Below are 24183 nucleotides of genomic sequence, written 5' to 3' on the forward strand. Positions count from 1 at the left end.
GCCCGAATCCCTGGCAAGACCCGGCTCCGGCGTGTCCTCGTCGTCCTCGGCTCGCTCGTCGCCGTCCTCGCGCTCGCGATCGGCGGCGGCGTGCTGTGGCTGTGGAACGACGCGAAGGTGAGCACCGTCGGCACGACGGAGTTCCGCAACGAACTGGCGGTGCCGCCGCTCGCCCGGTCCACCGTCCGGAAGGACGGCACCCGCGTCTTCGACCTGCGGATGCAGCCGGGCGAGAAGGAGTTCACGGCCGGCCGCAGGACCGCCACCTGGGGCTTCAACGGGGACTACCTCGGCCCCACGCTGCGTGCGCGGCGCGGCGAGAAGGTCGAGGTCCGGGTCCGCAACCGGCTCCCCGAGGCCTCCACCGTGCACTGGCACGGCATGCACCTGCCCGCGCGGATGGACGGCGGCCCGCACCAGATGGTCGATCCGGGCCGGGACTGGACGCCCCGCTGGACCGTCGACCAGCCCGCCGCCACCCTCTGGTACCACCCGCACCCGCACGGGGCGACCGAGAAGCACGTGCAGCGCGGGCTCGCCGGGATGTTCCTCGTCGACGACGCGCGGAGCGAGCGGCTCGCGCTGCCGAAGCGGTACGGGATCGACGACCTGCCGGTGATCGTGCAGGACGTGAAGTTCGACGGCGCGAAGTTCGACCACGGGCACGGGATGATGCGGTCCATCGGCTTCCTCGGCGACCGCACCATGGTCAACGGCACCCTCGACCCGTACCGGATCGTGCGCGACGAGCGCGTACGGCTGCGGCTGCTGAACGCGTCGACGGCACGGACGTACGACTTCGGCTTCTCGGACGGGCGGGAGTTCGCGCTCGTCGGGACGGACGGGGGTCTGCTGGAGCGGCCCGCGACGACGGACCGGATCCAGCTGTCCCCCGGGGAGCGGGCCGAGGTCGTGGTGCGGATGGAGCCCGGCGAGCGGACCGTGCTGCGCAGCCACGCGCAGGGGAACTACGGGGACGCGTGGCAGAAGCGGTTCGCGGGCGGGGACGACTCGTTCGACGTGCTGCAGCTGCGGGCGGCCGACCGGTTGCGGCCCTCGCCCGACGTCCCTTCAGAACTGGGCGAGTTGGAGCTGCCGAAAGCTGCGGACGCGGTGCGCTCCCGGCACTTCGACCTGCGGATGAGCGGGATCAACGGCCGTCCGATGGACATGAACCGGGTCGACGACACCGTCACCCGCGGCACGACGGAGCTGTGGACCGTGCGCAACGACAACGGGATGCCGCACAACTTCCATGTGCACGACGTGCAGTTCCGGGTGGTGGAGGTGAACGGGAAGACACCGCCGCCGGCGCTGCGCGGCCGCAAGGACACGGTGTTCCTGCCCAGCGGGACGGAGCTGAAGCTGGCGCTCCGGTTCGACGGCGGGCCCGAATTCGCCGACCCCGACGTGCCGTTCATGTACCACTGCCACCTGCTGACGCACGAGGACGGCGGAATGATGGGTCAGTTCGTGGTCGTCGACAAGGGGCAGCGGGCCACCAGCGGTTCCGTCGGGGGCTCCACTGATCATCGGCACTCCTAGGCGTCACTACCCTTGCTCCATGACTACGGCACTGATCACGGGATCCACCGCGGGCATCGGCGCCGCGTTCGCCCGGCGCCTGGCCGCCGACGGCCACAACCTCGTCCTCGTCGCGCGCGACACGAAGCGGCTGCGCGAGCAGGCGACCGAGCTGCACGACGGGCACGGCATCGAGGCCGAGGTGCTGACGGCCGACCTGGCCACGGACGAGGGCATCGCGGCGGTCGAGGAGCGGCTGGGCGACCGCAGGGCCGCGGTGGACCTGCTCGTGAACAACGCCGGTTTCGGCAACAAGGGCCGTTACCTCGAAGTCTCCATGGCCGACGAGCTGACCATGCTGAAGGTGCACTGCGAGGCGGTGCTGCGGCTGACGTCGGCGGCGACCGGGGCGATGCGGGAGCGCGGGCGCGGCGGCGTGATCAACGTGGCGTCGGTGGCGGCGTTCGTGCCGCGCGGCACGTACGGCGCGTCGAAGGCGTGGGTCGTGCAGTTCACGCAGGGCGCGGCGAAGGACCTGGCGGGCAGCGGGGTGCGGCTGATGGCGCTGTGCCCGGGGTTCGTCCGTACGGAGTTCCACCAGCGGGCCGGGATGGGGACGGACAACATTCCGAAGTGGATGTGGCTGGACGCGGACAAGCTGGCGGCGGCCGCGCTCGCCGATCTGGCCCGCGGCAAGTCCCTGTCGATCCCGGATCCGCGGTACAAGGCGCTGATGGGCGTGGTGAAGGTGACGCCGCGGGCTCTGCTGGGGGGCATCACGTCGCGGACGGGGCGCAAGTACGGGCCTCAGTAGTTCTCGGCTGCGGGTGCGTGGGGGCTTGTCGCGCAGTTCCCCGCGCCCCTGGAGATGCGCACTTCGTGCGCGACCTCCATCGATGAAGGCTGCGGCGAAGCCGCGCCTTCAGGGGCGCGGGGAACTGCGCGACAAGCCCCCACCGGCCCGCACTCGGCCGGGAACCGCGCACGGCAGTCGCAGGCCCGAAAAGGACCGAGGCCCGCCTCCCCGAACGGGGAGACGGGCCTCAGGAACGTGCCGGGTCAGTGCGAGTGACCGTGGCCGTGGCCGTGACCGGCCTCGGCCTCCTCCTCCGCCGGCTTCTCGACGACCAGGGTCTCGGTCGTGAGGAGCAGGGAGGCGATGGACGCGGCGTTCTCCAGCGCGGAGCGCGTGACCTTGACCGGGTCGATGACGCCGGCCTTGACCAGGTCGCCGTACTCACCGGTCGCGGCGTTGTAGCCGGAGCCCTTCTCGAGCTCGGCGACCTTGGAGACGATGACGTAGCCCTCGAGGCCCGCGTTCTCCGCGATCCAGCGCAGCGGCTCGACGGCGGCGCGGCGCACGACCGCGACACCGGTGGCCTCGTCGCCGGTCTTGTCGAGGTTGCCCTCGAGGACCTTCACGGCGTGGACGAGCGCGGAGCCACCACCGGAGACGATGCCCTCCTCGACCGCGGCGCGGGTCGCGGAGATGGCGTCCTCCAGACGGTGCTTCTTCTCCTTGAGCTCGACCTCGGTCGCGGCGCCGACCTTGATGACGCAGACGCCACCGGCGAGCTTCGCGAGGCGCTCCTGGAGCTTCTCGCGGTCCCAGTCGGAGTCCGTGTTCTCGATCTCGGCCTTGATCTGGTTGACGCGGCCGTCGACGTCGGCCTTGTTGCCGCCACCGTCGACGATCGTGGTGTCGTCCTTGGTGATGGTCACGCGGCGCGCGGAGCCGAGGACGTCCAGACCGGCCTGGTCGAGCTTGAGGCCGACCTCTTCGGCGATGACGGTGGCACCGGTGAGGGTGGCCATGTCCTGCAGCATCGCCTTGCGGCGGTCACCGAAGCCGGGGGCCTTCACGGCGACGGCGTTGAACGTGCCGCGGATCTTGTTCACGACCAGGGTCGACAGGGCCTCGCCCTCGACGTCCTCGGCGATGATCAGCAGCGGCTTGGAGCCACCGGCCTGGATGACCTTCTCCAGGAGCGGGAGCAGGTCCTGGATGGACCCGATCTTGCCCTGGTGGATCAGGATGTACGGGTCGTCGAGGACGGCCTCCATACGCTCCTGGTCGGTGACGAAGTACGGGGACAGGTAGCCCTTGTCGAAGGCCATGCCCTCGGTGAAGTCGAGCTCCAGGCCGAAGGTGTTGGACTCCTCGACGGTGATGACACCGTCCTTGCCGACCTTGTCCATCGCCTCGGCGATGAGCTCGCCGACCTGGCTGTCCTGGGCGGACAGACCGGCGACGGCCGCGATGTCGGACTTCTCGTCGATCGGGCGGGCCGTGGCGAGCAGGTCCTCGGAGACGGCCTTGACGGCGGCGTCGATGCCCTTCTTCAGGGCGGCCGGGGAGGCGCCCGCGGCGACGTTGCGCAGGCCTTCCTTGACCAGGGCCTGGGCGAGAACCGTGGCGGTGGTGGTGCCGTCACCAGCGATGTCGTTGGTCTTGGTCGCCACCTCCTTCACCAGCTGGGCGCCGAGGTTCTCGTACGGGTCCTCGACCTCGACCTCACGGGCGATGGTCACACCGTCGTTGGTGATGGTGGGGGCGCCGAACTTCTTGTCGATGACGACGTTGCGGCCCTTGGGGCCGATCGTCACCTTGACCGTGTCGGCAAGCTTGTTGACGCCGCGCTCGAGGGCGCGACGGGCGTCCTCGTCGAACTTCAGGATCTTCGCCATGGGAGCGATTCAGCCCTCTCGGAAAGCTAGGGGTGAAGCTGGGTTAACGAACTGCGCCCCCGACCCCGGCTACGTAGTCGTCGCGGGTGCCAGGGGCGCAGCTCAGAGCAAAAGCGTTCTGCTCGGGTGAATTACTTCTCGACGATCGCGAGCACGTCGCGAGCCGAGAGGACGAGGTACTCCTCGCCGTTGTACTTCACCTCGGTGCCGCCGTACTTGCTGTACAGCACGATGTCGCCGGTCTGGACGTCGAGCGGCAGTCGCTCGCCGTTCTCGAAGCGGCCCGGGCCCACGGCCAGGACGACGCCCTCCTGGGGCTTCTCCTTGGCGGTGTCCGGGATGACCAGGCCAGAGGCGGTGGTCTGCTCGGCGTCGAGCGGCTGGACCACAATGCGGTCCTCGAGCGGCTTGATGGCAACCTTGGAGCTGGTGGTCGTCACGATCCGACCTCCCCCTTCGGAGATCTCACGGGGTTAACTGTCTGAGGTGGCGACCAGGTGGATCCGTCGTCGCGGGTGCCGGACCTGCCCGTCGCTGTTGGCACTCTCCGGTGGGGAGTGCCAGAGCCGAGACTATGACCGCGATTAGCACTCGGTCAAGCGGACTGCTAATTGCCTCCGGCCGTGGCGGGGTTTTCGGGCGGGACTCCGCCCTGGTGCGGCCTTGCGCCGCGGGGGCTCCCCCCTGGTGCCGAGTGCGCCTCTCTTTTTGTTGCTCGCGCAGTTCCTCGCGCCCCTGAGCCATACGTTTCCCACGTAATGCCACGCGGCGCCATGAGTGGTGCCGTAAATGGCTCGCGCATGGTGCCATGCGTGTGCCATGATGGCATCACTCAAGGACGGACAGACGGGGGTCGGGTCATGGCGACAACGCGGAAGCAGCACAGCGAGCAGAGCGCACCCGGCCCCGTCGCGGCCTTCGCCCGGTTCGTGGGCTGCGGGGGCGGGGTCGGGGTCGCCTCCAGCTTCGCCGTCGCGGGGCTCGCCTCCTGGATCCCCTGGGCCCTGGCCAACGCCCTGGTCACCGCGGTCTCCACGCTGCTGGCCACCGAGCTGCACGCCCGCTTCACCTTCGGTGCAGGACGGCACGCGACGTGGCGCCAGCACGTGCAGTCGGCGGGGTCAGCGGCGGCCGCGTACGCGGTGACCTGCCTGGCGATGGTCGTCCTGCAGCAGCTGGTCGCGACGCCCGGTGCCGTGCTGGAGCAGGTCGTCTACCTGTCGGCCTCCGCGCTCACCGGCATCGCCCGGTTCGCGGTCCTGCGGCTCGTCGTCTTCGCGCGCAGCCGCACGCAGGCCACGGCCCCCGCGCCCGCCGTCCGCCCCGTGCGCGCCGCCGCCCCGGCCGGTCCGGCGGAGCTCTGCCCCGCCGCCTGACCGGCGCGGGGGGCTACAGGTAGTCCTCCAGCCTCGCCACCGTGAAACCCTGGTCCTGGATGCGGCGCAGCATGCGGGACGTCATCTCGGTCAGCGTGGTGCCCTTCAGCTCGGACGGGCCGCGGAAGTGGGCCAGGACGATGTCACCGGGGTGCAGCCGGGCGCCCTCCGCGTAGCGCAGGTCGTTGATCTGCATCGAGGCGCGCCACAGGACGATCGCGTCGATGCCGCACGCGCCGGCCGCCCGCAGGGTGTTCCCGTCGTAGTTGCCGTAGGGCGGGCGGAACAGCCGGGGGGCCGTCCCGAACCGGCCCTGGAGGCGGTCCTGCTGGCCGCAGATCTCGGCGTGCTGGTCGACGTAGCCCAGACCGGGCAGGAAGGGGTGCGTGAGGGTGTGGTTCTGCACCCCCGCGCCCAGCCTGCGGAGTTGCCCGAAGTGGTCGTAGCCCGAGCGTGCGGCGGAGTCGGCGAGGAACATCGAGATCGGCAGCCGCAGGTCGCGGACCATGTCGACGAACCGGGGGTCCTTCTCGGCGCCGTCGTCGAAGGTCAGGAAGACGACCTTGTCCTTGGTGGGGACCCGGTCGATCACCGGCGGGACCGATCCGGGCGCGCGGGGCGGCAGCACCCCGCGGGCGGGGGGTTCCGGGGCCGGTGCCAGCGGGGCGGCGAGACCCCAGCGGCGATGGGCGTTCGGGGCCGGCACGCCCGCCGCGCCCGCCGCCTCGGCCGCGACGGCCCCCGGCCGCGGATGGTGCCGGACCTTCTGCGCGGCCTTCCTGCCCATCCGTTCGATGGGGTCGACGGACTGCGCGCACCCGGCGAGCAGCGCGGCGGCCAGCGCGCAGCCGACCAGCCGCGCCCCGGCCCGCCGCACAACGGCCGCCCCCGCCCTGGGAGTTGTCACAGGTAGTCCTCCAGGCGGGCCACCGCGTACCCCTTGTCGGTGACGTACTTCAGAAACGTGCGGATCATGTCGGGCATCGTGCCCTTCCAGTCCTCGCGTCCCCGGAAGTGCGTGAGGACGATGTCGCCCGGATGGATGTCCCGGTCCCACTCGCGGTAGTCCATCCGGTCCACGAACGCCTCGGCGTTCCAGATCGGCGCGTACTTGATGCCGCACGCCTTCGCGGCCTTCAGGGTGTCCTGGTTGTAGTTGCCGAACGGCGGCCGGAAGAGCGTGGGCCGCTTGCCGTACTTCTTCTCGATGAGGTCCTGCATGCCGCAGATCTCGTGCTTCTGCCGCGCGTAGGACAGCCCCGGCAGGTACGGGTGGGTCAGCGTGTGGTTGTTGAGGGTGACGCCCAGGGTCTGCATCTTCTTGAAGTAGTCGTACTGGGGTCTGACCTCGGCATCGGTCAGGAACGCCGTGTAGGGGATCTTGAGGTCGCTCATCATCCTCAGGAACCGCGGATCCTTCTCGGCCCCGTCGTCGATGGTGAGGAAGACGACCTTGTCCTTGGTGGGGATTGTCGTGAAGACCGGCGGCAGGCCGAGCTCCGTCTGGCCGTCGACCTCGAAGCCCTTGCGCGCCCTGATCGCGGGCTTCTTCGCGGGCGGCCGCGGCGCGGCCAGCGGCACCTTCGCCAGGCCCCAGCGCCTGGCCGCGGCGACCCGCTGGGCCTGCTGCGCCTTGAGCTGCGTGGCGTACGCGTCGAGGGCGCGGGCGGGCGGGGCGTTCAGGCCCCGCTGCTGCCCGGAGGCCGGCTTCACCGCGTCCTCGCCGCCGGCGGCACAGCCGGTGGCGAGCGCGGCGGCCACGAGGGCGGCGGCCGTGACCCGGACGGCCGCCTGCCGTCCGGCCGGTCTCCGTGTCCCCTTCATGGCGGTTTCTTCGTTTTGTCGTACTAGTTGCATGGCGCCGGATCCTCGCAGCTCAAGGCCCTGTTCAGGGGCCGACACCGCCGCGCGGCGCGCACCATCCACCGACTGGCCCACAATGGTCCGGGTGAGCGCCTTCTCCACCCCCGCCGACTTCTCCGCCCTGCTGTCCCCCGAGGGCCGCGCCCTGCTCGACGAGCTGCGCGACCACGACCCCGCGCAGGAACTCGCGCTCGCCACCCGGCTGCGCCGCGAGCACCCGGCCGGGCTCGTCTCGGCGGCGCTCGCCCAGGCCCGGCTGCGGCAGCGGGCGGTGGCCAAGTTCGGGGCGCAGGACGCGGCCCGCATGTACTTCACGGCGAACGGCGTCGAGCAGGCGACCAGGACCAGCGTCGCCACGTACCGCGCCGAGTCCTTCAAGGCGCTCGGCGTCCGCTCCGTCGCCGACCTGTGCTGCGGCATCGGCGGCGATGCGATCGCGCTGGCCCGCGCCGGCATCTCCGTCCTCGCCGTCGACCGCGACCCGCTGACCTGCGCGGTGGCGCGGGCCAACGCGGAGGCGCTGGACCTCGCCGGTCTGATCGAGGTGCGGGAGGCGGACGTCACCGAGGTGGACACGGCCGCGTACGACGCCGTCTTCGTCGACCCGGCGCGCCGCGGCGGCGGACATGGAGGGGCCGCGCGCAGCGCGTCGATGAGGGGCGGCGGCCGGGCGACGGGCGGGCGGATCTTCGACCCCGAGGCCTACTCCCCGCCGCTCTCCTGGGCCGTGGCCGCCGCGCTCAAGGCGCCGCGGGCCGCGCTGAAGATCGCCCCCGGCATCCCGCACGAGGCGATCGCGGCCGAGGCCGACGCCGAGTGGATCTCGGACGGCGGTGACGTGAAGGAGGCCGTGCTGTGGTTCGACGCCGAGCGGACTGCGCGGGCCGCGCGAAGCGCGTCGACGGGAGGCGGTGGCCGGGCGACGGGCGGGCGGATGCGCGCCACGCTGCTGCCCGGGCCGCGGGTGCTGGTCGGGCGGGGTCTGCCGGATCCGCCGGTGCGGCCGGTGGGGCGGTACCTGTACGAGCCGGACGGCGCGGTCATCCGGGCACACCTGGTCGCCGAAGTGGCCGACGAGGTCGGCGGCGGGCTGATCGACGAGACCATCGCGTACGTCACATCGGACGCGCTGCGGCCCACCCCGTACGCCACCGCCTACGAGATCACCGACCGGCTCCCCTTCAACGTCAAGAAGTTGAGGGCCCTGCTGCGGGAGCGCGGGGTCGGAGTCCTGACCGTGAAGAAGCGCGGCTCCGCGGTGGAGCCGGAGGAACTGCGCCGCAAGGCGATGCCGAAGCCGTACGGGAAGGCGTCGGCGACGGTGTTCCTGACCCGGGTAGCGGGGGCGCCCACGATGCTGCTCGGCCGATCAAGCCCCTCCGGCGATTGACGAGCGGGGTTCCGGGGCAGAGCCCCGAGACCGGGACCCGGCGCGGGTCAACGAGGGATACGGCCCAACAAGAACTCCCGCTCCCGCTCATTGCGCGTGAGCGCCGCCGCCCGCTCGAACTCCGCCCGCGCCTCCTCCGTACGGCCGAGCCGCTCCAGCAGGTCGCCGCGCACGCTCGACAGCAAGTGGTAGCCCTGGAGCGCGGGTTCGTCCACCAGCGCGTCGACGAGGGCGAGGCCCGCCTCCGGCCCCTCGGCCATCGACACCGCGACCGCCCGGTTCAGCTCGACCACCGGTGACGGCGCCCGGGCCGCGAGCAGTCCGTACAGCACCGCGATCTGGGCCCAGTTGGTCTCCTCGTACGCGTACGCCTGGGCGTGGCACGCGGCGATCGCGGCCTGCAGGGCGTACGGGCCCGGTGCACCGGAGGCCACCGCGTCGGCCCGGCCGAGCGCGGCGAACCCGCGGCGGATCAGCAGCGTGTTCCAGCGCATCCGGTTCTGGTCCTTGAGCAGGACCGGCGAGCCGTCCGGCGCCGTGCGGGCGGACGAGCGGGAGGACTGGATCTCCAACAGGGCGGCCAGGCCGTGCACTTCGGGTTCCTTGGGCATCAGCGCCTGGAGGACGCGGGCCAGCCGCAGCGCGTCCTCGCACAGGCCGGGTCTGAGGTAGTCGTCGCCCGCGGTGGCCGCGTACCCCTCGTTGAAGATGAGGTAGATGACTTCGAGGACCGAGCCGAGCCGGGCCTCGCGGTCCGGTCCGTACGGCACCTCGAAGGCGACGTTCTTCGTGGCGAGGGTGCGCTTGGCGCGGACGATCCGCTGGGCGACCGTCGGCTCCGGGGCGAGCACCGCGCGGGCGATCTCGGCCGTGGTCAGGCCGCCGAGCAGGCGCAGGGTGAGCGCGACGCGGGCCTCGGCGGACAGCACCGGGTGGCAGCTCAGGAAGACCAGCCGGAGCAGGTCGTCGTCGATGTCGTCGGGGTCGTACGCGGCCGTGCCCGGCTCCTCGTACGCGAACTCCGTGGCCCGGCCGACCTCTTCGAGCTTGCGCGCGTAGTTCTCCCTGCGGCGCACCAGGTCGACGGCCCGGTGCTTGGCGGTGGCCGTCAGCCAGGCGCCCGGGTTGTCGGGGACACCGGCCGCCGGCCACTGCTCCAGGGCGGCCACCAGGGCGTCCTGGGCCAGTTCCTCCGCTATGCCGACGTCACGGACGACGCGGGTGACGGCCGCGATGATGCGCGGCGCCTCCATGCGGAAGACCGTCTCGATGGCGTGGGCCGTGCTGTCGTGTCGCTCTGTCACGACCCACCATCAGACACCGCCGGGGGGCGCCGGGCCAAGGCCCCTCCCGGACGTTCAGCCCTCCATGATCTGCCGGACCTCGGACGTGACGGTCCAGTGCTCCTCGTGGACCCGCAGGAACCGCTTCGTCCACTCCAGGCACTCGGCCTCGTCCTTGGTCTGCAGGATCGCGTAACCGCCGACGACCTCCTTGGACTCGGTGAACGGCCCGTCGGTGACGGTGATCTCACCCTTCTCGTAGCGCACGCGCTTGCCCTGCACGGTCGGGGTGAGCCCGGCCGTGTCGAGCAGCACGCCCGCCTTCGTCATCTCCTCGATGAGCGCGCCCATGCGCTGCATCAGCCCCTCGCTGGGGCCCTCGGCGGGGGCGGTCGTCTCGTCGATGCGGACCATCGTCAGGTAGCGCGGCATGGTGATCTCCTCGGTACGGGCGGCCGTCTCTTCCGGCCTCTCACCCCTGCGTCGAACGGGGACCGGCCGGATCGACACGGCCGCCGAACTTTCTCGGAATTCTTTTTTACGGTGCCCTGATCCGCATCCTGGGAGGGTCAGGGCCCATGCCGTTCGACCACAACGACCACTACCACGCCCTGCTGCTGCGCCGGCTGCCCCGGCACGGCCGCACCGCGCTCGACGTCGGCTGCGGGACCGGCCGCTTCGCCCGCCGCCTGGTGGCCCACGGCTACCGGGTGGACGCCCTCGACCCGGACCCGGGGACCCTGGCCGTGGCGGAGGCGTCCGGCGGCGGGCCCCGCTACCGCCTGGGCGACGCGGCCCGCATCGCGCTCCCGGCGGCCCGCTACGACGTGATCACCTGCCTGGCGAGCCTGCACCACATGCCGTTCGGGACGGTGACGCGCCTGCGGGACGCGCTGGCTCCCGGCGGCCGGCTCCTCGTCCTCGGCTGCTACGCGGGCATCACCCCGTGGGACGTCGTCGCCTCCCCGGCGAACGCCGTCGCCCGCGTCGCCGTCCACCTCGCCGACCGCGCCCGCGGCCTGACCGCTCCCCCGCCCAAGCCGCCGGTCCGGGAGCCGGAGATGACGCTGCCCGAGGTCAGGGCGGCGGCGGCCCGGCTGCTCCCCGGCAGCGAGGTGCGCCAACTCCTCTACTGGCGCTACCTGTTGACGTACGAGCGGCCCTATTCCCGGCCGACCGTGGACATTTGACCGCGAAATTTCCTACGGTTCGGCCATGACGACCCTGCGCAAGACCTTCCGCGCCCTCGACATCGGTGACGGCTCCGACGGCCGCTGGGCCGAGCAGGTCGGCCCGCTGTGGCCGCAGGCGCTGTCCTGGCTCACGGAGGAGGGGCGCACCCCGGAGGGCGCCGAGCGCGCCCGGAAGCTGTTCGCGACGCACCTGCCCGAGCTGCTGCCGACGCTCGACCGGCTGGCCGGCCAGGCGGACCGGCCGGGCGCCGGCACCCTCCTCACCCTCGCGGCGATCCGCCCGTTCTTCGCGGGCTGCACGCAGCTGGGCGTCCCCGGCACCCTCGTGCGCAACTACGACTTCGAGCCCGACGCCGTCGAGGGCGCGATCGTCCGCTCGCACTTCCTGCGGCCGGTGATCGGCACGCAGGACGGCGGCTGGGGCCTGCTCGACGGGATGAACGACGCCGGGCTCGCCGTCTCCCTCACCTTCGGCGGCCGCCCGGTGCACGGGCCGGGGTTCGCCGTCGTCATCGTGCTGCGCTACCTCCTGGAGACCTGCGACACCGTCGACGAGGCCGTGGCCAGGCTCGCCGGCATCCCGGTGAACATCCCGCAGAACGTCACCCTCGTCGACCGCGAGCGCGCCGTGACCGTCCACGTCGGCCCGGACATCGAGCTCACCGTGGCACCGGACGCCTGCGCCGCCAACCACCAGCACCTCCCGGTCACCGAGGAGCAGGAGCGGGCCACCCGCACCGGCCTGCGGCTCGCCACGATCCGCGCGGCGGGCCCGGACGTGACGGCCCTGCTGCGGCCACCGCTGCACAAGAACACCTACGACGACGGGCTCGGCACCGTGTACACGGCGCACTACGAGCCGGGCGTGGGCCGGGTGACGTACCACTGGCCGGGGGCGGAGAGCTGGTCCCAGTCGTTCGGCGCCTTCGCGGAGGGCACGCGGACGGTGCAGCTCAGCGCAGCGACTCCCACAGCTCCGTAGCCTCCGGCTCGTCCGCCACCACCCGGTTGATGTCCGACGGGGCCCGCACCACCGGCATCGTCACCGTCTGCACGGCGTCGGCGGGCAGTTCGCCCAGGCTCCTGGCCAGGCCGGAGAGTTCGGACAGCGAGTCGAGTCCGGTGTCCGCGGTGAGGCTGCCGGTCGCGGCGTCGGCGACCTTGTAGAGGCGGGCCGGGTCGGAGAACAGGCCGGTGTCGGAGACCTCGGCGGCCAGCGACTTCACGAGCTCCTGCTGGAGCTTGATGCGGCCCAGGTCGCTGCCGTCGCCGATGCCGTGCCGGGTGCGCGCGAAGGCCAGGGCCTGTTCGCCGTCGAGGTGGTGCTGCCCGGCCTTCAGGTCGAGGTGGCTGAGGTCGTCGTCGATGTCCTCGTCCGTCGTCACGTCCACGCCGCCGAGTGCGTCGACGAGGTCGGCGAAGCCCGCGAAGTCGATCTCCAGGTAGTGGTCCATGCGGACCCCGGTGAGCTTCTCGACGGTCTTCACGGCGCAGACCGGACCGCCCACCGCGTAGGCGCTGTTGAACATGACGTTGTACGCGACCGCGGTCGTGCCGCCGGACTCCGTCGGGCACGAGGGGCGCTCGACGAGGGTGTCGCGGGGGATGCTCACGACGGTCGCCTCGGTGCGGTCCGCGTTCAGGTGCACGACCATCGCCGTGTCGGACCGGGCCCCGCCCTCCGCGCCGCCGCCGAGCGCCTTGTTCGCCTTGCCGGTCCGGGAGTCCGAGCCGAGGACGAGGAGGTTCAGGACGCCCTTCTCGACGGGCTCCTGCGTCGGGGACGCCGAGGGCGACGCGGCGACCTGGTCGGCGCGGGCCGGGCGGTCGTCGCCGAGGGCCTTGTCGATGTCGACGCTGCGTATGTTGCGGTCGAGGTGCCAGTACGCCCAGCCGGCCGCTCCCCCGCCGAGCACGAGGACGCAGCCGGTGGCGATCGCCACCACCTTCACCGCACGCGCACGGAACCGTTTCTTCTCGCTCACGCAGGGAACGTAAGTCCGAATTAGTACGCCGGTAAACCACTTGGCGCACAGTTCCGGAAATCTCAGCCGGTTCTCAGGCGCCGGTGCTCCTGGTTTCCCCCGGAATGAGCCGATAGACGGTCGACTGCCTGGCCCGGAACCCGAGCCGTTCGTAGAGCCGGTTGGCCGCCGCGCGCTCCGGCCGCGAGGTGAGGTCCACCGTCCTCGCGCCGGCCTCCGCGGCGATCCGCCCGGCCTCCTCGATGAGCCGGGCGGCGACGCCCCGGCCGCGCGCGGCGGCGTCGACCACCACGTCCTCGACGCGGCCGCGCAGTCCGGAGGGCAGCGGCAGCAGCGCCAGGGTGAGCGTGCCCACGATGCCCTCGGGCGCCCGCGCGACGAGCAGGACCGTGGCGTCGCCCGTCACCAGCCGGTCGACCGCCGCGCGGTCGAGCGGAACCGCCGTCGAGGACAGCTGCGGCAGCAGCCGTCCGAAGGCGTCGACGATCTCCTGGCTCGCGGCGCTGACGCGCTCGATGCGGATGTCCATCCGCGGAGACTACCCACGGCCCGCCGGGGCGCGGCCGTCACACCGCCTCGAACCGCCACCGGTGCACGGCCCGGGTCACCAACGCGGCGTCGGGCTCGGGCAGTTCGGGGACGGCGGCGTCGTACGCGGCGTCCCACCAGGTGATGACGAGGACCCGGTCCTGCGGCGCGCGGAACGTCTCGCGCCTGACCGGCTCCGGCTCCAGGACCTGGCCCTTCGCCCAGTCGATGAGCTCCTCGCCGCGCCCCTCGACGGCCCGGGCCTCCCACATCAGCGCGACCGTCACGAGTACAGGTTGTCCTTGCTGACCTCGTGCACGTGGTCGTGGTGGTGGTGCCCCGGCACGTGCGTCTCGGTCACCGGCAGCGACGAGTCCGCCGACAGGTCCCACGACGAGGGCCGCCGGTTGCGGGCGACCATCTCGGCGCCGAGCGCGGCGACCATCGCGCCGTTGTCCGTGCACAGCTTGGGACGCGGCACCCGCAGCCGGATCCCGGCCCGCTCGCAGCGCTCCTGGGCCAGCGCCCGCAGCCGCGAGTTGGCGGCGACGCCACCGCCGATCATCAGGTGGTCGACGCCCTCGTCCTTGCAGGCCCGCACGGCCTTGCGCGTCAGCACGTCCACGACGGCCTCCTGGAACGACGCCGACACGTCGCGCACCGGCACGTCCTCGCCGGCCGCGCGCTTGGCCTCGATCCAGCGGGCCACCGAGGTCTTCAGGCCGGAGAAGGAGAAGTCGTAGGCGGGGTCGCGCGGGCCGGTCAGGCCGCGCGGGAAGGTGATCGCGTCCGGGTCGCCCTCCTTCGCGTACCGGTCGATGACCGGCCCGCCGGGGAAGCCCAGGTTGAGCACGCGCGCGATCTTGTCGAACGCCTCGCCCGCCGCGTCGTCGATGGTGGCGCCGAGCGGCCGCACGTCCGCGGTGATGTCGCTGGACAGCAGCAGCGACGAGTGCCCGCCGGAGACCAGCAGCGCCATCGTCGGCTCGGGCAGCGGGCCGTGCTCCAGCTGGTCGACGCAGATGTGCGAGGCCAGGTGGTTGACGCCGTAGAGCGGCTTGCCGAGCGCGTACGCGTAGGCCTTTGCCGCGCTCACGCCGACCAGCAGGGCGCCCGCGAGGCCGGGCCCGGCGGTGACGGAGATCCCGTCGAGGTCCTTGGCCGTCACCCCCGCGTCCTTCAGGGCGCGCTGGATCGTGGGGACCATCGCCTCCAGGTGCGCGCGGGAGGCGACCTCGGGGACGACGCCGCCGAAGCGGGCGTGTTCGTCGACGCTGGAGGCGACGGCGTCGGCGAGCAGGGTGGTGCCGCGGACGATGCCGACGCCGGTCTCGTCGCAGGAGGTCTCGATGCCGAGGACGAGCGGTTCGTCAGCCATGGTTCTTCTCTTCGGTCGCTTTCTCAGTGGTCAGGCGCATCACGAGGGCGTCCACGTTGCCCGGCTGGTAGTAGCCGCGCCGGAAGCCGATCGGTTCGAAGCCGAAGCGCTCGTACAGCTTCTGCGCCCGGGTGTTGTCCACGCGCACTTCGAGCATCACCTCGGCGACCTCGAAGGCGGTGGCGTGCCGCAGGAGTTCGGTGAGCAGCCGGGCGCCGAGCCCGGTGCCCCACTGGTCGCGGGCGACGGCGATGGTCTGCACGTCGGCCAGGTCCCCGGAGGCGGCCAGGCCGCCGTACCCGATGAGCCGGTCGCCCTCGTACGCGACGACGTACCGCCGCGTCGAGCCGAGGCCGCGCGCGTGCGCGAGCTCGGACCAGAACATGCCGCGCGACCAGGCGTCGTCCGGGAAGAGGTCCTTCTCCAGGGCGAGCACGGGATCGATGTCCCACCAGCGCATCTCGCGCAGTTCGGCGCTCAAGGAGGTCACTTGGGGGTGACCACCTTGTAGTTCTTGGGGACCTGCGCGTCGGGGCGGCGCAGGTAGAGGGGCCGCGGTTCGAGCAGTTCCTCGCCCGCCGCGAGCCGCTCCGCGGCGAGGGCGGCGAGGGCCGCGGCGGACACGTGCTCGGGCCCGTGCGCGTCCGGGAACGTGTCCGGGTAGAGCAGGGCTCCGGCGCCCACGGCGGGCAGTCCGGCGACCTGCTCGGCGATGTCGGCGGGCCGGTCGACGGCGGCGTCGGTGGTGCGGGTCCGCGGGTTCTCGTACCGGGCCCAGTACACCTCCTTGCGCCGTGCGTCGGTGGCGACGACGAAGGGGCCGTCCACCTGGGCCTCGAACGCGAGCCCGTCCAGCGTGCACACACCGTGCACGGGGACGTCGAGCGCGAGGCCGAAGGTGTCGGCGGTCATCAGCCCGACGCGCAGTCCGGTGTACGGGCCCGGGCCGACGCCCACGACGATCCCGGTCACGGCGTCGAGCCGCACACCGGCCTCGGCGAGCACGCGGTCGACGGCGGGCAGCAACAGCTCCCCGTGCCTGCGGGCGTCCACCTGACTCGACTCCGCGACGACGGAGGAACCGTCGTGCAGGGCGACGGTGACGGCGGGGGTGGCGGTATCCATGGCGAGCAACAGCACGCAAACAGCCTACGGCTCCGGAGGGGCGGACACGTCCGCGCTCCCACAAGCCCGGGGGCGTGGGGCCCCGGCTGCTACCGTCACCCAGAGGTTCGGACTTGAGAGGCAGGCACCTGGTGGCACGGAGCAGCACCGGATTCGTCACCGCGCTGACCGCGGGCGCGCTCGCCGTGGTCGGCGTCCTCGCCTACCAGGCGTCGGCGAACGCGCCGGCCGACCTCGGCAAGCCGAAGACCGACTCCCCGTCCGCCACGGCGTCCCGCTCCCCCAAGGAGAAGGCGGACCCGATGGCGCTGCCCGCGCAGTCCGGCAAGGGCGAGCGGGTCGTGTACTCGCTGGGCAAGGACCGGGTGTGGCTGGTCACCCCGGCGAACAAGGGCGTGCGCTCGTACCCGGTGACGGCGGGTTCGGTGGACCCGGCGCCCGGTGCGTACACGGTGACCTCGCGCTCCGGTTCGGTCACCGGGACGGACGGCGTGCCGATCGAGCACGTCGTGCGGTTCGCCACGGCGCAGGGGCTCGCGGTCGGGTTCAGCGCGGCGGTGGACGGGTCGACGGCGGCGCCCGGCGCGTCGAAGAAGACCGGTGGCATCCGCCAGTCGCGGGAGCACGGCGACCTGATGTGGGAGTTCGCCACGATCGGCCGCAGCGTCGTCGTGGTGCCGTAGCCGCCGCTACGCGCGGTAGGGGCGGGCCTTCGCGTCGCGCGGGCGGGTGGCGTGCGGCTGCTCGTGGCCCGCGGCGGAGCCGCCGACCGGTGCGGCCGTCCGCCCCTGGCAGGGCGCTTCCACCGGTGGGGTCGAGACGGTGCGGGCCGCCGCACACGCCGCCAGCAGGTCCCGCATCGAGAACCCGTCACGTTCCGAAGTCGACATGGACGCCTCCCGTGGGCCGCCGGAGCAAGCTAAGTTAGGTAGACCTAACTACGTCACACCCCCATGTGAACACGGCGAAGCCGCGTCGCGCAACATTTTGCCGACGCGTTGTCGGAATACCTGCCGCCGGGCCGTCAGCCCGCCAGGGAGCCCAGGTCCGCCTCGGCCCAGCGCGCCCCGATGCCGTTCAGCGTCACGATCCGGACCTCGTCCGTGGTGTCGCCCGTGGCCCGGTCGATGATCACGTGCAGCCGGTCGTCGGACAGCTCCTCGACCTTGCCGTCGCCCCACTCCACGACGACCACCGAGTCCGGCAGCGACACGTCGAGGTCGAGGTCCTCCATCTCGTCCAGGCCGCCGCCGAGCCGGTACGCGTCGACGTGGACCAGGGCGGGGCCGCCGGACAGCGGCGGGTGGACGCGGGCGATGACGAACGTCGGCGACGTCACCGCGCCCCGCACGCCCAGGCCCGCGCCGAGCCCGCGGGTCAGCGTCGTCTTGCCCGCGCCCAGCTCACCGGTGAGCATCACGAGGTCGCCGGGGCGCAGCTGCTTGGCCAGGGCGAGGCCCAACTCCCGCATCTCGTCGGGGGAGTTGACGGTCACCGTGACCGTAGAAACAGGGGTGACGGGGGTGGCGGGGTCAGCCGCCGGGCTGTGCGGTGCTGCCGGTGTCTCCATAACTGCCCACGGTAGCCCCTGTGGGGACCGCGCCCGCGCGGGCCAGGAGGTCGGCCAGCCGGTCCGTGACGACCTCCGGGTGCTCCAGCATCACCAGGTGTCCGGCGTCCGGTACCAGGACGAACTCGGCGTCCGGCAGCAGCGCCGCGATCGCCTCGCTGTGCTCGCTCGGCGTCACCAGGTCCTGGTCGCCCGCGAGGACCAGCACCGGCAGGCGCGCGAAGTGCGCCAGGGCGGCCGTCTTGTCGTGCTCCTGGAACGCCGGGTAGAACTCGGCGACCACGTCGATGGGCGTGCCCTCGATCATCCGCTCGGCGAACCGGGCGACCGCCGGGTCGACGTCCCTGGACGCGAACGAGTACCGCTTGATGATCCCGGCGAACAGGTCGGCCGTCGCCCGCCGCCCCTTCTCGACCAGCTCGGCCCGCTGCCCCAGGACCTTGAGCACCCCGGGCAGCACGCGCCGGATCGCGTTCACCCCGGCCACCGGAAGCCCGTAGTTGACCTCGCCGAGCTTGCCCGACGACGTCCCGACCAGGCCCACGCCGACGACCCGGTCACGGATCAGGTCCGGCAGCCGGTCGGCCAGCGCCATCACGGTCATACCGCCCATGGAGTGGCCGACGAGGACGAGCGGGCCCTCGGGCGCGGCCGCGGCGACGACCGCCGCCAGGTCGCCGCCGAGCCGGTCGATGGAGACCGCCGTGCCCTCCTCGACCTGCTCGACGCCGCGCCCGGAGCGGCCGTGGCTGCGCTGGTCCCAGTAGACGCAACGCACGACGCCGCGCAGGGCCGCGCGCTGGAAGTGCCAGGAGTCCTGGTTGAGGCAGTAGCCGTGGCTGAAGACGACGGTGACCGGGGCGGGGGCCTTGCGGCCGAACAGGCGCCGTCGGCGCGGGCCCGCGCCGCTCTCCGGCTCGACCTCGTCGACCTCGTAGTAGAGCTCGGTGCCGTCGTCGGCGTACGCCTTGCCGGGCACCCCGCGCAGCGCGCCGTACGGCCCCGACGCGTCGAGGGCGAGCCGTGCCTTGCGGCGCATCCCGCGCCCGACGGTCAGCCGCTCGACGGCGACACCGGCGGCGGCGCCCGCGGCGACCACGCCTATCGCGGCGCCCGCGAGGCCGGCCCGCCGCCAGGTCGCCGAGGCCGCGGCCTCGGCGACGGCCGCCGTGGCCTGTCCGCTGCTCTCGCTCACGTGCCGCTCCTCCTAGGGGCCAGGGGTCATGCTTCGTCCACGTAGACGCGCGGCACGCGGGAACCGATCCGCGTGACGATCTCGTACGCGATGGTTCCCGACGCGGCCGCCCAGTCCTCGGCGGTCGGCTCGCCCCCGTCGCCCGGGCCGAACAGCACCGCCTCGTCCCCGGCCGCCGGCTCGTCGCCGCCGAGGTCGACGACGAACTGGTCCATCGCGACCCGGCCCGCGACCGTGCGCCGCTTGCCGCCGATCAGGACGGGGCCCGTACCCGACGCGTGCCGCGGGATGCCGTCCGCGTAACCGAGCGGGACCAGACCGAGGGTGGTCTCGCCCGGTGTGACGTAGTGATGCCCGTAACTGACGCCGAGTCCACCCGGCGCGTGCTTCACGAGCGCGAGGTTCGCCTTCAGCGTCATGACGGGGCGCAGGCCGAAGTCGGCGGGCGTGCCGAGCTCGGGGCTGGGCGAGATGCCGTACATGGCGATGCCGGGGCGGACGAGGTCGAAGTGGGTCTCGGGGAGGGTGAGCGTGCCCGGCGAGTTGGCGATGTGCCGCACCTCCGGGGTGACGCCCTCCCCCTCCGCGTACGCGACCATCTCGCGGAAGCGGTCCAGCTGCGCGGCGATCGACGGATGCCCCGGCTCGTCGGCGCACGCGAAGTGGGACCACAGGCCGGTGACGGTGACGAGGCCCGCCCGCTGCGCGTCCAGGGCGGCGCCCACCAGCTCGGGCCAGTCGGCGGGCAGGCAGCCGTTGCGCCCGAGCCCCGTGTCGGCCTTCAGCTGGATCCGGGCGGTGCGGCCCGATTCCCGTGCGGCGGCGGTCACTTCGCGCAGCGCCCACATGCCGCTCACGGACATGTCGAGATCGGCCTCGATGCCCTCGCGCCAGGGCCCGCCGGGCACCCAGAGCCAGCACATGACGCGCCCGGTCAGCCCGGCCGCGCGCAGTTCGAGTGCCTCCTCGGCGGTGGCGGTGCCGATCCACTCGGCACCCGCCTCCTTGGCGGCGCGGGCCACCGGGAGCATGCCGTGCCCGTACGCGTCCGCCTTCACGACGGCCATGAACGCGGCCCCGGGCGCATGGGCGCGCAGGGACCGCACGTTGGCCTTCAGTGCGGCCAGATCGATCTCGGCACGGGCGCGGAGCGGGGCAGTCACGTTCTCGTTCATCGTGGGCCCAGTCTCTCAGAGGGGTCGGACAGCCCCTCAGGTGCCGGGCTTGCGGCCCCACACGTACACGCGGTCGCCCTTCTTCAGGACACCCCACAGCCTCTTGGCGTCGCCGAGCCGCATGTTCACGCAGCCGCGCGAGCCGGGCGGGTTGTACACGTTGCCGTAGATGGCGTGGAAGGCCTGCCCGCCGCTGAAGAACTGGGAGTACGGCATCGGGGTGTTGTAGAGGGTCGACCAGTGGTTCTTGTGCTTCCAGTAGACCTTGTGCCAGCCCGTGCGGGTCGCGTACCCGGCACGTCCGCTGCGGATCGGGACCGGGCCGAAGACGACCTTCTTGCCCTTGGTGACCCACATCAGCTGGCGCGGCAGGTCGACGCAGGCGAGGCGGTACGCGCGCGTGGGGCACTTCTTCGCCGCGTTCGGGTTCTTGCGGGCGGACAGCCACTGCATGCGGGCCCAGGTGACGGGTCCTGCGTAGCCGATGTTCGGGCGGATGCCCTGCTTGGTCTGGAAGGCGCGGATGGCCCGGCAGTCGGCGGGCGACTGCTTGCCGTCCACCTTCAGCCGCAGCCAGCGCTCGACCTTGCGCTGGTGGGTGCCGGTCTTCTTGGTGCAGGTGGCGGCGGCCGGCGCGCCGAGGCTGCCGGGTGCGGCCGGCACCTCGCTCGGGGGCACGTACTCGACGAGCGGGTCGGAGCCGAGCGGCGGCTCGTACGGCTCGACGGCGTCCTCGGCGGCGCTCGGCTCGTACACCCGGGGCGGCAGCGCCTGGTCGGGGGTGTCCAGCGGGCGGGTGTCGTACGGCGCGAGCGGGATGCCGGGGACGAGCGCGGGGCCCTGGGCGGGGGCGGCGGGCCGGGGCGGGACGGGGTCGGCGAGGGCCGGGCCTGCCGGCAGCGCCGCGGCGAGGGCGAGCAGGGCGGCGACGCCGCCGCGCACGAGGGTGCTGGTCATGGGCCGAGGGAATCCGGCCGGGCGCCCGATGCCCGGCAGCCGCGCGGCGAGGTCCCCCGAAAAGCCGTTGATCTGCCCGGGAACCTAGGTATCGTAGGGAACAACCTAGGGTTCCTAGGTTTCTGATCCCCGGGAAGACGGAGCGAGGACGACGACGATGATGATGGCCAGGGCGGGTCTCACCCGGGAGCGGGTGGTGGCGGCCGCCGCGGACCTCGCGGACGCCGTCGGCTTCGAGCACCTCACGATCGCGGCGCTCGCCCGCGGCTTCGGCGTCAAGGACGCGAGCCTGTACGCGCACGTCAAGGGCGTCTCCGACCTGAGCACACGGGTCGCGATCCTGTCCGGGCTCGACCTCGCCGACCGGATCTCGGACGCGCTCGCGGGCCGGTCGGGCCGTGACGCGCTGCTGGCGTTCGCGCACGCGTACCGGGACTTCGCGCTCGCCCACCCCGGCCGGTACGCGGCGACGCAGCTGGAGCTCGACCCGTCGGCGTTCGACGAGCACCCGGGACTGCGCCGCAATCTCACGTGCGTCCACGCGCTGCTGCGCGGCTACGGCCTGGGCGAGCCCGATCTGACGGACGCGGGCCGGCTGCTGCGCAGCACGTTCCACGGCTTCGTCACGCTGGAGCTCGCGGGCGGGTTCCGGCACGACCGGGACGTGACGGCGACCTGGGCCCGCGCCCTGGAGGCGCTCCACATCACGCTCACCAACTGGCCGACGGAGGAAGACAGTTGATCACCGCCCACACGCTGCGGGTGCCCGGCGCGACCCTCCACCACGAGCTGCGCGGCACCGGGCCCGTCCTCCTGCTGCTGCCCGGCGCGGGCGGCGACGCCGCGGCCCTCGACCCGCTCGCGGACGCCCTGGCCGGCACGTTCACGGTGCTCACGCACGACCCGCGCGGCTACTCGCGCAGCACGCTCGACGGCCCGCACACCGAGCAGCAGGTGCCGGTCCACGCGGACGACGCGCGCCGCCTCCTCGACGCGGTCTCCCCCGGCGAACCGGCCTACGTGGCGGGCGCGTCCAGCGGCGCGATCGTCACCCTCGCGCTGCTGGCCCGGCACGGGGAGCGGGTCCGCGCCGCGGTGGCGCACGAGCCGCCGTCGTGGAGCGTGCTGCCGGACGCGGCCGAGCAGCTGGCGTTCTTCCAGGAGGTGTACGAGACGTTCGAGGCACGGGGCCCGGAAGCGGCCGGCGAGCGGTTCCTGCGCGGGATCGGCCCGGTGCTGCTGCCGCGCCCTGCCACGGACGGGCCGCCCTCGCCCCGAGCCGTGCGGGCGATGGCCAGGATGGCGGCGAACGCCCCGCTGGCGCTGCGCCACGAGCACCGCAGCTTCGCCGCGTACGAGCCCGACCTCGACGCGCTGGCGAAGGCCGGGCCGCGCCTCACCCTGGCGGCGGGCACCCGGACCCGCCCGCACCTCCCGTACCGTCCCGCGGCCCTCATCGCCGACCGCCTCGGGCTCGGACTGGCCGCCTTCCCCGGCGCCCACAACGGCTGGTCCACCCACCCCGCCGAGACCGCCGATCTGCTCCGCACCCACCTCCTGGGAGACACTCGATGACATGCGCTACGCCTACGACGTGGAAACAGTCAGGTCCGCCGAACGCGCACTGATGGCGCGGCTCCCGGACGGCGCGCTGATGCAGCGGGCCGCCGCGGGACTCGCCGCCGCCTGCGCCGACCTGCTCGGCAAGGTGTACGGGTCCCGGATCGCGCTGCTGGCCGGGTCCGGGGACAACGGCGGCGACGCCCTGTACGCGGGCGCCCGGCTGGCCCGGCGCGGCGCGGGCGTCACGGCGCTGCTCCTCGCGCCCGACCGGGCGCACGCGGGGGGCCTGGCGGCGCTGCGCGCGGCGGGCGGCACCGTGCTCGACGCGGCGGCGGAGGCGGCCGTGGAGACCGTGGGCCGGGCCGACCTGGTGGTGGACGGCATCGTGGGCATCGGCGGCAAGGGCGGCCTGCGCCCGCGCGCGGCCGAACTGGCCGCCGCCGCACGGGGACTCGTGGTGGCCGTCGACCTGCCCAGCGGGGTCGACGCGGACACCGGCGAGGTGCACGGCGAGGCGGTCGACGCGGACGCGACCGTCACGTTCGGCACGTACAAGCCGGGCCTCCTGATCGACCCGGCGCACGGCTACGCCGGCGCCCTCCGCCAGATCGACATCGGCCTCGAACTCCCGCTCGCCGAGGCACGGTTGGAGTCGCTGCAGTACGACGACGTGGCGGCGCTGCTGCCCCACCCCACCGGCGAGAGCGACAAGTACCGGCGGGGCGTGGTGGGCGTGGTCGCCGGTTCGGCGCGCTACCCGGGGGCGGCGGTGCTCGCGGTCGCCGGGGCGCTGCACGGCGGGGCCGGGGCGGTCCGTTACGTGGGACCGGCGGCCGACGCGGTGCTCACCCGGTTCCCGGAGACGCTGGTGTCGGCCGGGCCGCCGGCGAAGGCGGGCCGGGTCCAGTCCTGGGTGCTCGGGCCCGGCCTGGGCGACGACGCGTCGGGCGTCCGGGACGTCCTGGCGTCGGACGTGCCGGTGCTGATCGACGCGGATGGCCTCCGGCTGGCGGGCGAGGCGGCGGTACGGGCCCGCACCGGCCCCACCGTCCTCACCCCGCACGCCGGGGAGGCGGCTGCCCTGCTGGGCTCGGCCCGGGACGAGGTGGAGTCCCGACGCCTTTCGTCCGTACGGGAGTTGGCGTCCCGGTACGGCGCGACCGTCCTCCTGAAGGGCTCCACGACGCTGGTGGCGTCTGCGGACGGCGGCCCGGTCCGGGTGAACCCGACGGGCACGCCCTGGCTCGCCACCGCGGGCAGCGGCGACGTCCTGTCGGGCCTCACCGGTTCCCTCCTGGCGGCGGGCCTCCGGCCCCGGGACGCGGCATCGGTGTCCGCGTACCTCCACGGCCTCGCCGCCCGCCGTGCGGCGGACGGCGCCCCCGTATCG

27 protein-coding genes are annotated in these 24183 nt (G+C 73.1%); 10 read left to right on the forward strand and 17 right to left on the reverse strand.

The window, feature by feature from the left end:
• The first annotated feature begins 6 nt into the window (after positions 1-6).
• Together M4J07_RS35560 and M4J07_RS35565 are read left to right on the forward strand one after the other, a co-directional pair.
• Positions 7-1545, forward strand: a complete 1539-nt coding sequence (locus tag M4J07_RS35560; protein ID WP_255979027.1) for a multicopper oxidase family protein — start codon at positions 7-9, stop codon at positions 1543-1545.
• A 19-nt stretch (positions 1546-1564) separates the two neighbouring features.
• Positions 1565-2338, forward strand: a complete 774-nt coding sequence (locus M4J07_RS35565; RefSeq protein WP_255978985.1) for an SDR family NAD(P)-dependent oxidoreductase — start codon at positions 1565-1567, stop codon at positions 2336-2338.
• A gap of 245 nt (positions 2339-2583) precedes the next feature.
• Here the strand turns inward: M4J07_RS35565 and groL are convergent, their stop codons facing one another.
• Both groL and groES read right to left on the reverse strand, forming a co-directional pair.
• The gene (gene groL / locus M4J07_RS35570; protein ID WP_255978987.1) at positions 2584-4212 is read right to left on the reverse strand and encodes a chaperonin GroEL; all 1629 of its coding nucleotides are present in this window, start codon (positions 4210-4212) and stop codon (positions 2584-2586) included.
• 131 nt (positions 4213-4343) lie between these two features.
• A complete protein-coding gene (gene groES, locus M4J07_RS35575) occupies positions 4344-4652 on the reverse strand; it encodes a co-chaperone GroES (RefSeq protein WP_073810087.1) in 309 nt (102 codons plus the stop codon).
• A 420-nt stretch (positions 4653-5072) separates the two neighbouring features.
• Between groES and M4J07_RS35580 the strand changes: the two genes are divergently transcribed.
• Positions 5073-5588 carry a hypothetical protein gene (locus tag M4J07_RS35580; protein WP_255978991.1) on the forward strand — a complete coding sequence of 172 codons (516 nt, stop codon included), beginning with the start codon at positions 5073-5075 and terminating at the stop codon, positions 5586-5588.
• 13 nt (positions 5589-5601) lie between these two features.
• Here the strand turns inward: M4J07_RS35580 and M4J07_RS35585 are convergent, their stop codons facing one another.
• Positions 5602-6495 carry a polysaccharide deacetylase family protein gene (locus M4J07_RS35585; RefSeq protein ID WP_374215144.1) on the reverse strand — a complete coding sequence of 298 codons (894 nt, stop codon included), beginning with the start codon at positions 6493-6495 and terminating at the stop codon, positions 5602-5604.
• Positions 6492-7412, reverse strand: coding sequence for a polysaccharide deacetylase family protein (locus M4J07_RS35590; RefSeq protein WP_374215145.1), 921 nt, complete (start codon positions 7410-7412; stop codon positions 6492-6494). The genes M4J07_RS35585 and M4J07_RS35590 overlap by 4 nt, the downstream gene beginning before the upstream one ends.
• 124 nt (positions 7413-7536) lie before the next feature.
• Here M4J07_RS35590 and M4J07_RS35595 point away from each other — a divergent pair, with 124 nt between their 5' ends.
• Positions 7537-8841 (forward strand): class I SAM-dependent methyltransferase, encoded by a 1305-nt coding sequence (locus tag M4J07_RS35595; RefSeq protein WP_445276309.1) that lies wholly within the window; start codon positions 7537-7539, stop codon positions 8839-8841.
• A gap of 47 nt (positions 8842-8888) precedes the next feature.
• On the opposite strand, the gene M4J07_RS35600 is transcribed toward M4J07_RS35595, so the two are convergent.
• Both M4J07_RS35600 and M4J07_RS35605 read right to left on the reverse strand, forming a co-directional pair.
• On the reverse strand, positions 8889-10145 hold the full coding sequence (locus M4J07_RS35600; protein ID WP_255978997.1) for an RNA polymerase sigma factor: 1257 nt from the start codon (positions 10143-10145) through the stop codon (positions 8889-8891).
• A gap of 54 nt (positions 10146-10199) precedes the next feature.
• Entirely contained in the window at positions 10200-10556 is a 357-nt protein-coding gene (locus tag M4J07_RS35605; RefSeq protein ID WP_255978999.1) for a YciI family protein, read from the reverse strand.
• Between the two features lie 146 nt (positions 10557-10702).
• On the opposite strand from M4J07_RS35605, the gene M4J07_RS35610 reads away from it, so the two are divergent.
• Both M4J07_RS35610 and M4J07_RS35615 read left to right on the forward strand, forming a co-directional pair.
• Complete coding sequence (locus tag M4J07_RS35610; RefSeq protein WP_255979001.1) at positions 10703-11314, forward strand: class I SAM-dependent methyltransferase; 612 nt, start codon at positions 10703-10705, stop codon at positions 11312-11314.
• A gap of 25 nt (positions 11315-11339) precedes the next feature.
• On the forward strand, positions 11340-12299 hold the full coding sequence (locus tag M4J07_RS35615; protein WP_255979003.1) for a C45 family autoproteolytic acyltransferase/hydolase: 960 nt from the start codon (positions 11340-11342) through the stop codon (positions 12297-12299).
• On the opposite strand, the gene M4J07_RS35620 is transcribed toward M4J07_RS35615, so the two are convergent.
• The 6 genes from M4J07_RS35620 to tsaB form a co-directional block, all read right to left on the reverse strand.
• Entirely contained in the window at positions 12271-13269 is a 999-nt protein-coding gene (locus tag M4J07_RS35620; protein WP_255979031.1) for an LCP family protein, read from the reverse strand. The genes M4J07_RS35615 and M4J07_RS35620 overlap by 29 nt on opposite strands.
• A gap of 106 nt (positions 13270-13375) precedes the next feature.
• Positions 13376-13831 carry a GNAT family N-acetyltransferase gene (locus tag M4J07_RS35625; RefSeq protein WP_255979005.1) on the reverse strand — a complete coding sequence of 152 codons (456 nt, stop codon included), beginning with the start codon at positions 13829-13831 and terminating at the stop codon, positions 13376-13378.
• Positions 13832-13868: 37 nt separating this feature from the next.
• Entirely contained in the window at positions 13869-14117 is a 249-nt protein-coding gene (locus M4J07_RS35630; protein ID WP_255979007.1) for a hypothetical protein, read from the reverse strand.
• Entirely contained in the window at positions 14114-15208 is a 1095-nt protein-coding gene (tsaD, locus tag M4J07_RS35635) for a tRNA (adenosine(37)-N6)-threonylcarbamoyltransferase complex transferase subunit TsaD (RefSeq protein ID WP_255979009.1), read from the reverse strand. Before tsaD ends, M4J07_RS35630 begins: the two co-directional genes overlap by 4 nt.
• Positions 15201-15668, reverse strand: coding sequence for a ribosomal protein S18-alanine N-acetyltransferase (gene rimI, locus M4J07_RS35640; protein ID WP_255979033.1), 468 nt, complete (start codon positions 15666-15668; stop codon positions 15201-15203). The genes tsaD and rimI overlap by 8 nt, the downstream gene beginning before the upstream one ends.
• 26 nt (positions 15669-15694) lie before the next feature.
• On the reverse strand, positions 15695-16348 hold the full coding sequence (gene tsaB, locus M4J07_RS35645) for a tRNA (adenosine(37)-N6)-threonylcarbamoyltransferase complex dimerization subunit type 1 TsaB (RefSeq protein ID WP_255979011.1): 654 nt from the start codon (positions 16346-16348) through the stop codon (positions 15695-15697).
• Positions 16349-16464: 116 nt separating this feature from the next.
• Between tsaB and M4J07_RS35650 the strand changes: the two genes are divergently transcribed.
• On the forward strand, positions 16465-17016 hold the full coding sequence (locus M4J07_RS35650; protein ID WP_255979013.1) for a hypothetical protein: 552 nt from the start codon (positions 16465-16467) through the stop codon (positions 17014-17016).
• 6 nt (positions 17017-17022) lie between these two features.
• Here M4J07_RS35650 and M4J07_RS35655 read toward each other — a convergent pair whose 3' ends face one another.
• From M4J07_RS35655 to M4J07_RS35675, 5 genes are all read right to left on the reverse strand, one after another.
• On the reverse strand, positions 17023-17223 hold the full coding sequence (locus tag M4J07_RS35655) for a hypothetical protein (protein WP_255979015.1): 201 nt from the start codon (positions 17221-17223) through the stop codon (positions 17023-17025).
• Positions 17224-17357: 134 nt separating this feature from the next.
• Entirely contained in the window at positions 17358-17903 is a 546-nt protein-coding gene (tsaE, locus tag M4J07_RS35660; RefSeq protein ID WP_255979017.1) for a tRNA (adenosine(37)-N6)-threonylcarbamoyltransferase complex ATPase subunit type 1 TsaE, read from the reverse strand.
• Positions 17866-19098, reverse strand: a complete 1233-nt coding sequence (locus M4J07_RS35665; RefSeq protein ID WP_255979019.1) for an alpha/beta fold hydrolase — start codon at positions 19096-19098, stop codon at positions 17866-17868. Before M4J07_RS35665 ends, tsaE begins: the two co-directional genes overlap by 38 nt.
• Before the next feature lie 26 nt (positions 19099-19124).
• On the reverse strand, positions 19125-20273 hold the full coding sequence (gene alr / locus M4J07_RS35670; protein ID WP_255979021.1) for an alanine racemase: 1149 nt from the start codon (positions 20271-20273) through the stop codon (positions 19125-19127).
• Between the two features lie 36 nt (positions 20274-20309).
• Entirely contained in the window at positions 20310-21230 is a 921-nt protein-coding gene (locus M4J07_RS35675) for a L,D-transpeptidase family protein (protein WP_255979023.1), read from the reverse strand.
• A 163-nt stretch (positions 21231-21393) separates the two neighbouring features.
• Here M4J07_RS35675 and M4J07_RS35680 point away from each other — a divergent pair, with 163 nt between their 5' ends.
• From M4J07_RS35680 to M4J07_RS35690, 3 genes are all read left to right on the forward strand, one after another.
• Positions 21394-21972, forward strand: a complete 579-nt coding sequence (locus tag M4J07_RS35680; RefSeq protein ID WP_255979035.1) for a TetR/AcrR family transcriptional regulator — start codon at positions 21394-21396, stop codon at positions 21970-21972.
• A complete protein-coding gene (locus M4J07_RS35685; protein WP_255979024.1) occupies positions 21969-22805 on the forward strand; it encodes an alpha/beta fold hydrolase in 837 nt (278 codons plus the stop codon). Before M4J07_RS35680 ends, M4J07_RS35685 begins: the two co-directional genes overlap by 4 nt.
• Before the next feature lies 1 nt (position 22806).
• The coding region (locus M4J07_RS35690; protein WP_255979025.1) for an NAD(P)H-hydrate dehydratase at positions 22807-24183 on the forward strand (1377 nt) is incomplete at its 3' end.

This window comes from Streptomyces longispororuber (assembly GCF_024448165.1).
GTDB classification, from domain to species: Bacteria; Actinomycetota; Actinomycetes; order Streptomycetales; family Streptomycetaceae; genus Streptomyces; species Streptomyces longispororuber_A.

Coding starts and splice junctions, on each gene's coding strand:
- M4J07_RS35565 (WP_255978985.1), top strand. CDS start 1,565: ATGACTACGGCACTGATCACGGGATCCACCGCGGGCATCGGCGCCGCG.
- groL (WP_255978987.1), bottom strand. CDS start 4,212: ATGGCGAAGATCCTGAAGTTCGACGAGGACGCCCGTCGCGCCCTCGAG.
- M4J07_RS35580 (WP_255978991.1), top strand. CDS start 5,073: ATGGCGACAACGCGGAAGCAGCACAGCGAGCAGAGCGCACCCGGCCCC.
- M4J07_RS35590 (WP_374215145.1), bottom strand. CDS start 7,412: ATGAAGGGGACACGGAGACCGGCCGGACGGCAGGCGGCCGTCCGGGTC.
- M4J07_RS35605 (WP_255978999.1), bottom strand. CDS start 10,556: ATGCCGCGCTACCTGACGATGGTCCGCATCGACGAGACGACCGCCCCC.
- M4J07_RS35610 (WP_255979001.1), top strand. CDS start 10,703: ATGCCGTTCGACCACAACGACCACTACCACGCCCTGCTGCTGCGCCGG.
- M4J07_RS35615 (WP_255979003.1), top strand. CDS start 11,340: ATGACGACCCTGCGCAAGACCTTCCGCGCCCTCGACATCGGTGACGGC.
- M4J07_RS35625 (WP_255979005.1), bottom strand. CDS start 13,831: ATGGACATCCGCATCGAGCGCGTCAGCGCCGCGAGCCAGGAGATCGTC.
- tsaD (WP_255979009.1), bottom strand. CDS start 15,208: ATGGCTGACGAACCGCTCGTCCTCGGCATCGAGACCTCCTGCGACGAG.
- rimI (WP_255979033.1), bottom strand. CDS start 15,668: ATGCGCTGGTGGGACATCGATCCCGTGCTCGCCCTGGAGAAGGACCTC.
- M4J07_RS35655 (WP_255979015.1), bottom strand. CDS start 17,223: ATGTCGACTTCGGAACGTGACGGGTTCTCGATGCGGGACCTGCTGGCG.
- tsaE (WP_255979017.1), bottom strand. CDS start 17,903: ATGGAGACACCGGCAGCACCGCACAGCCCGGCGGCTGACCCCGCCACC.
- alr (WP_255979021.1), bottom strand. CDS start 20,273: ATGAACGAGAACGTGACTGCCCCGCTCCGCGCCCGTGCCGAGATCGAT.
- M4J07_RS35675 (WP_255979023.1), bottom strand. CDS start 21,230: ATGACCAGCACCCTCGTGCGCGGCGGCGTCGCCGCCCTGCTCGCCCTC.
- M4J07_RS35680 (WP_255979035.1), top strand. CDS start 21,394: ATGGCCAGGGCGGGTCTCACCCGGGAGCGGGTGGTGGCGGCCGCCGCG.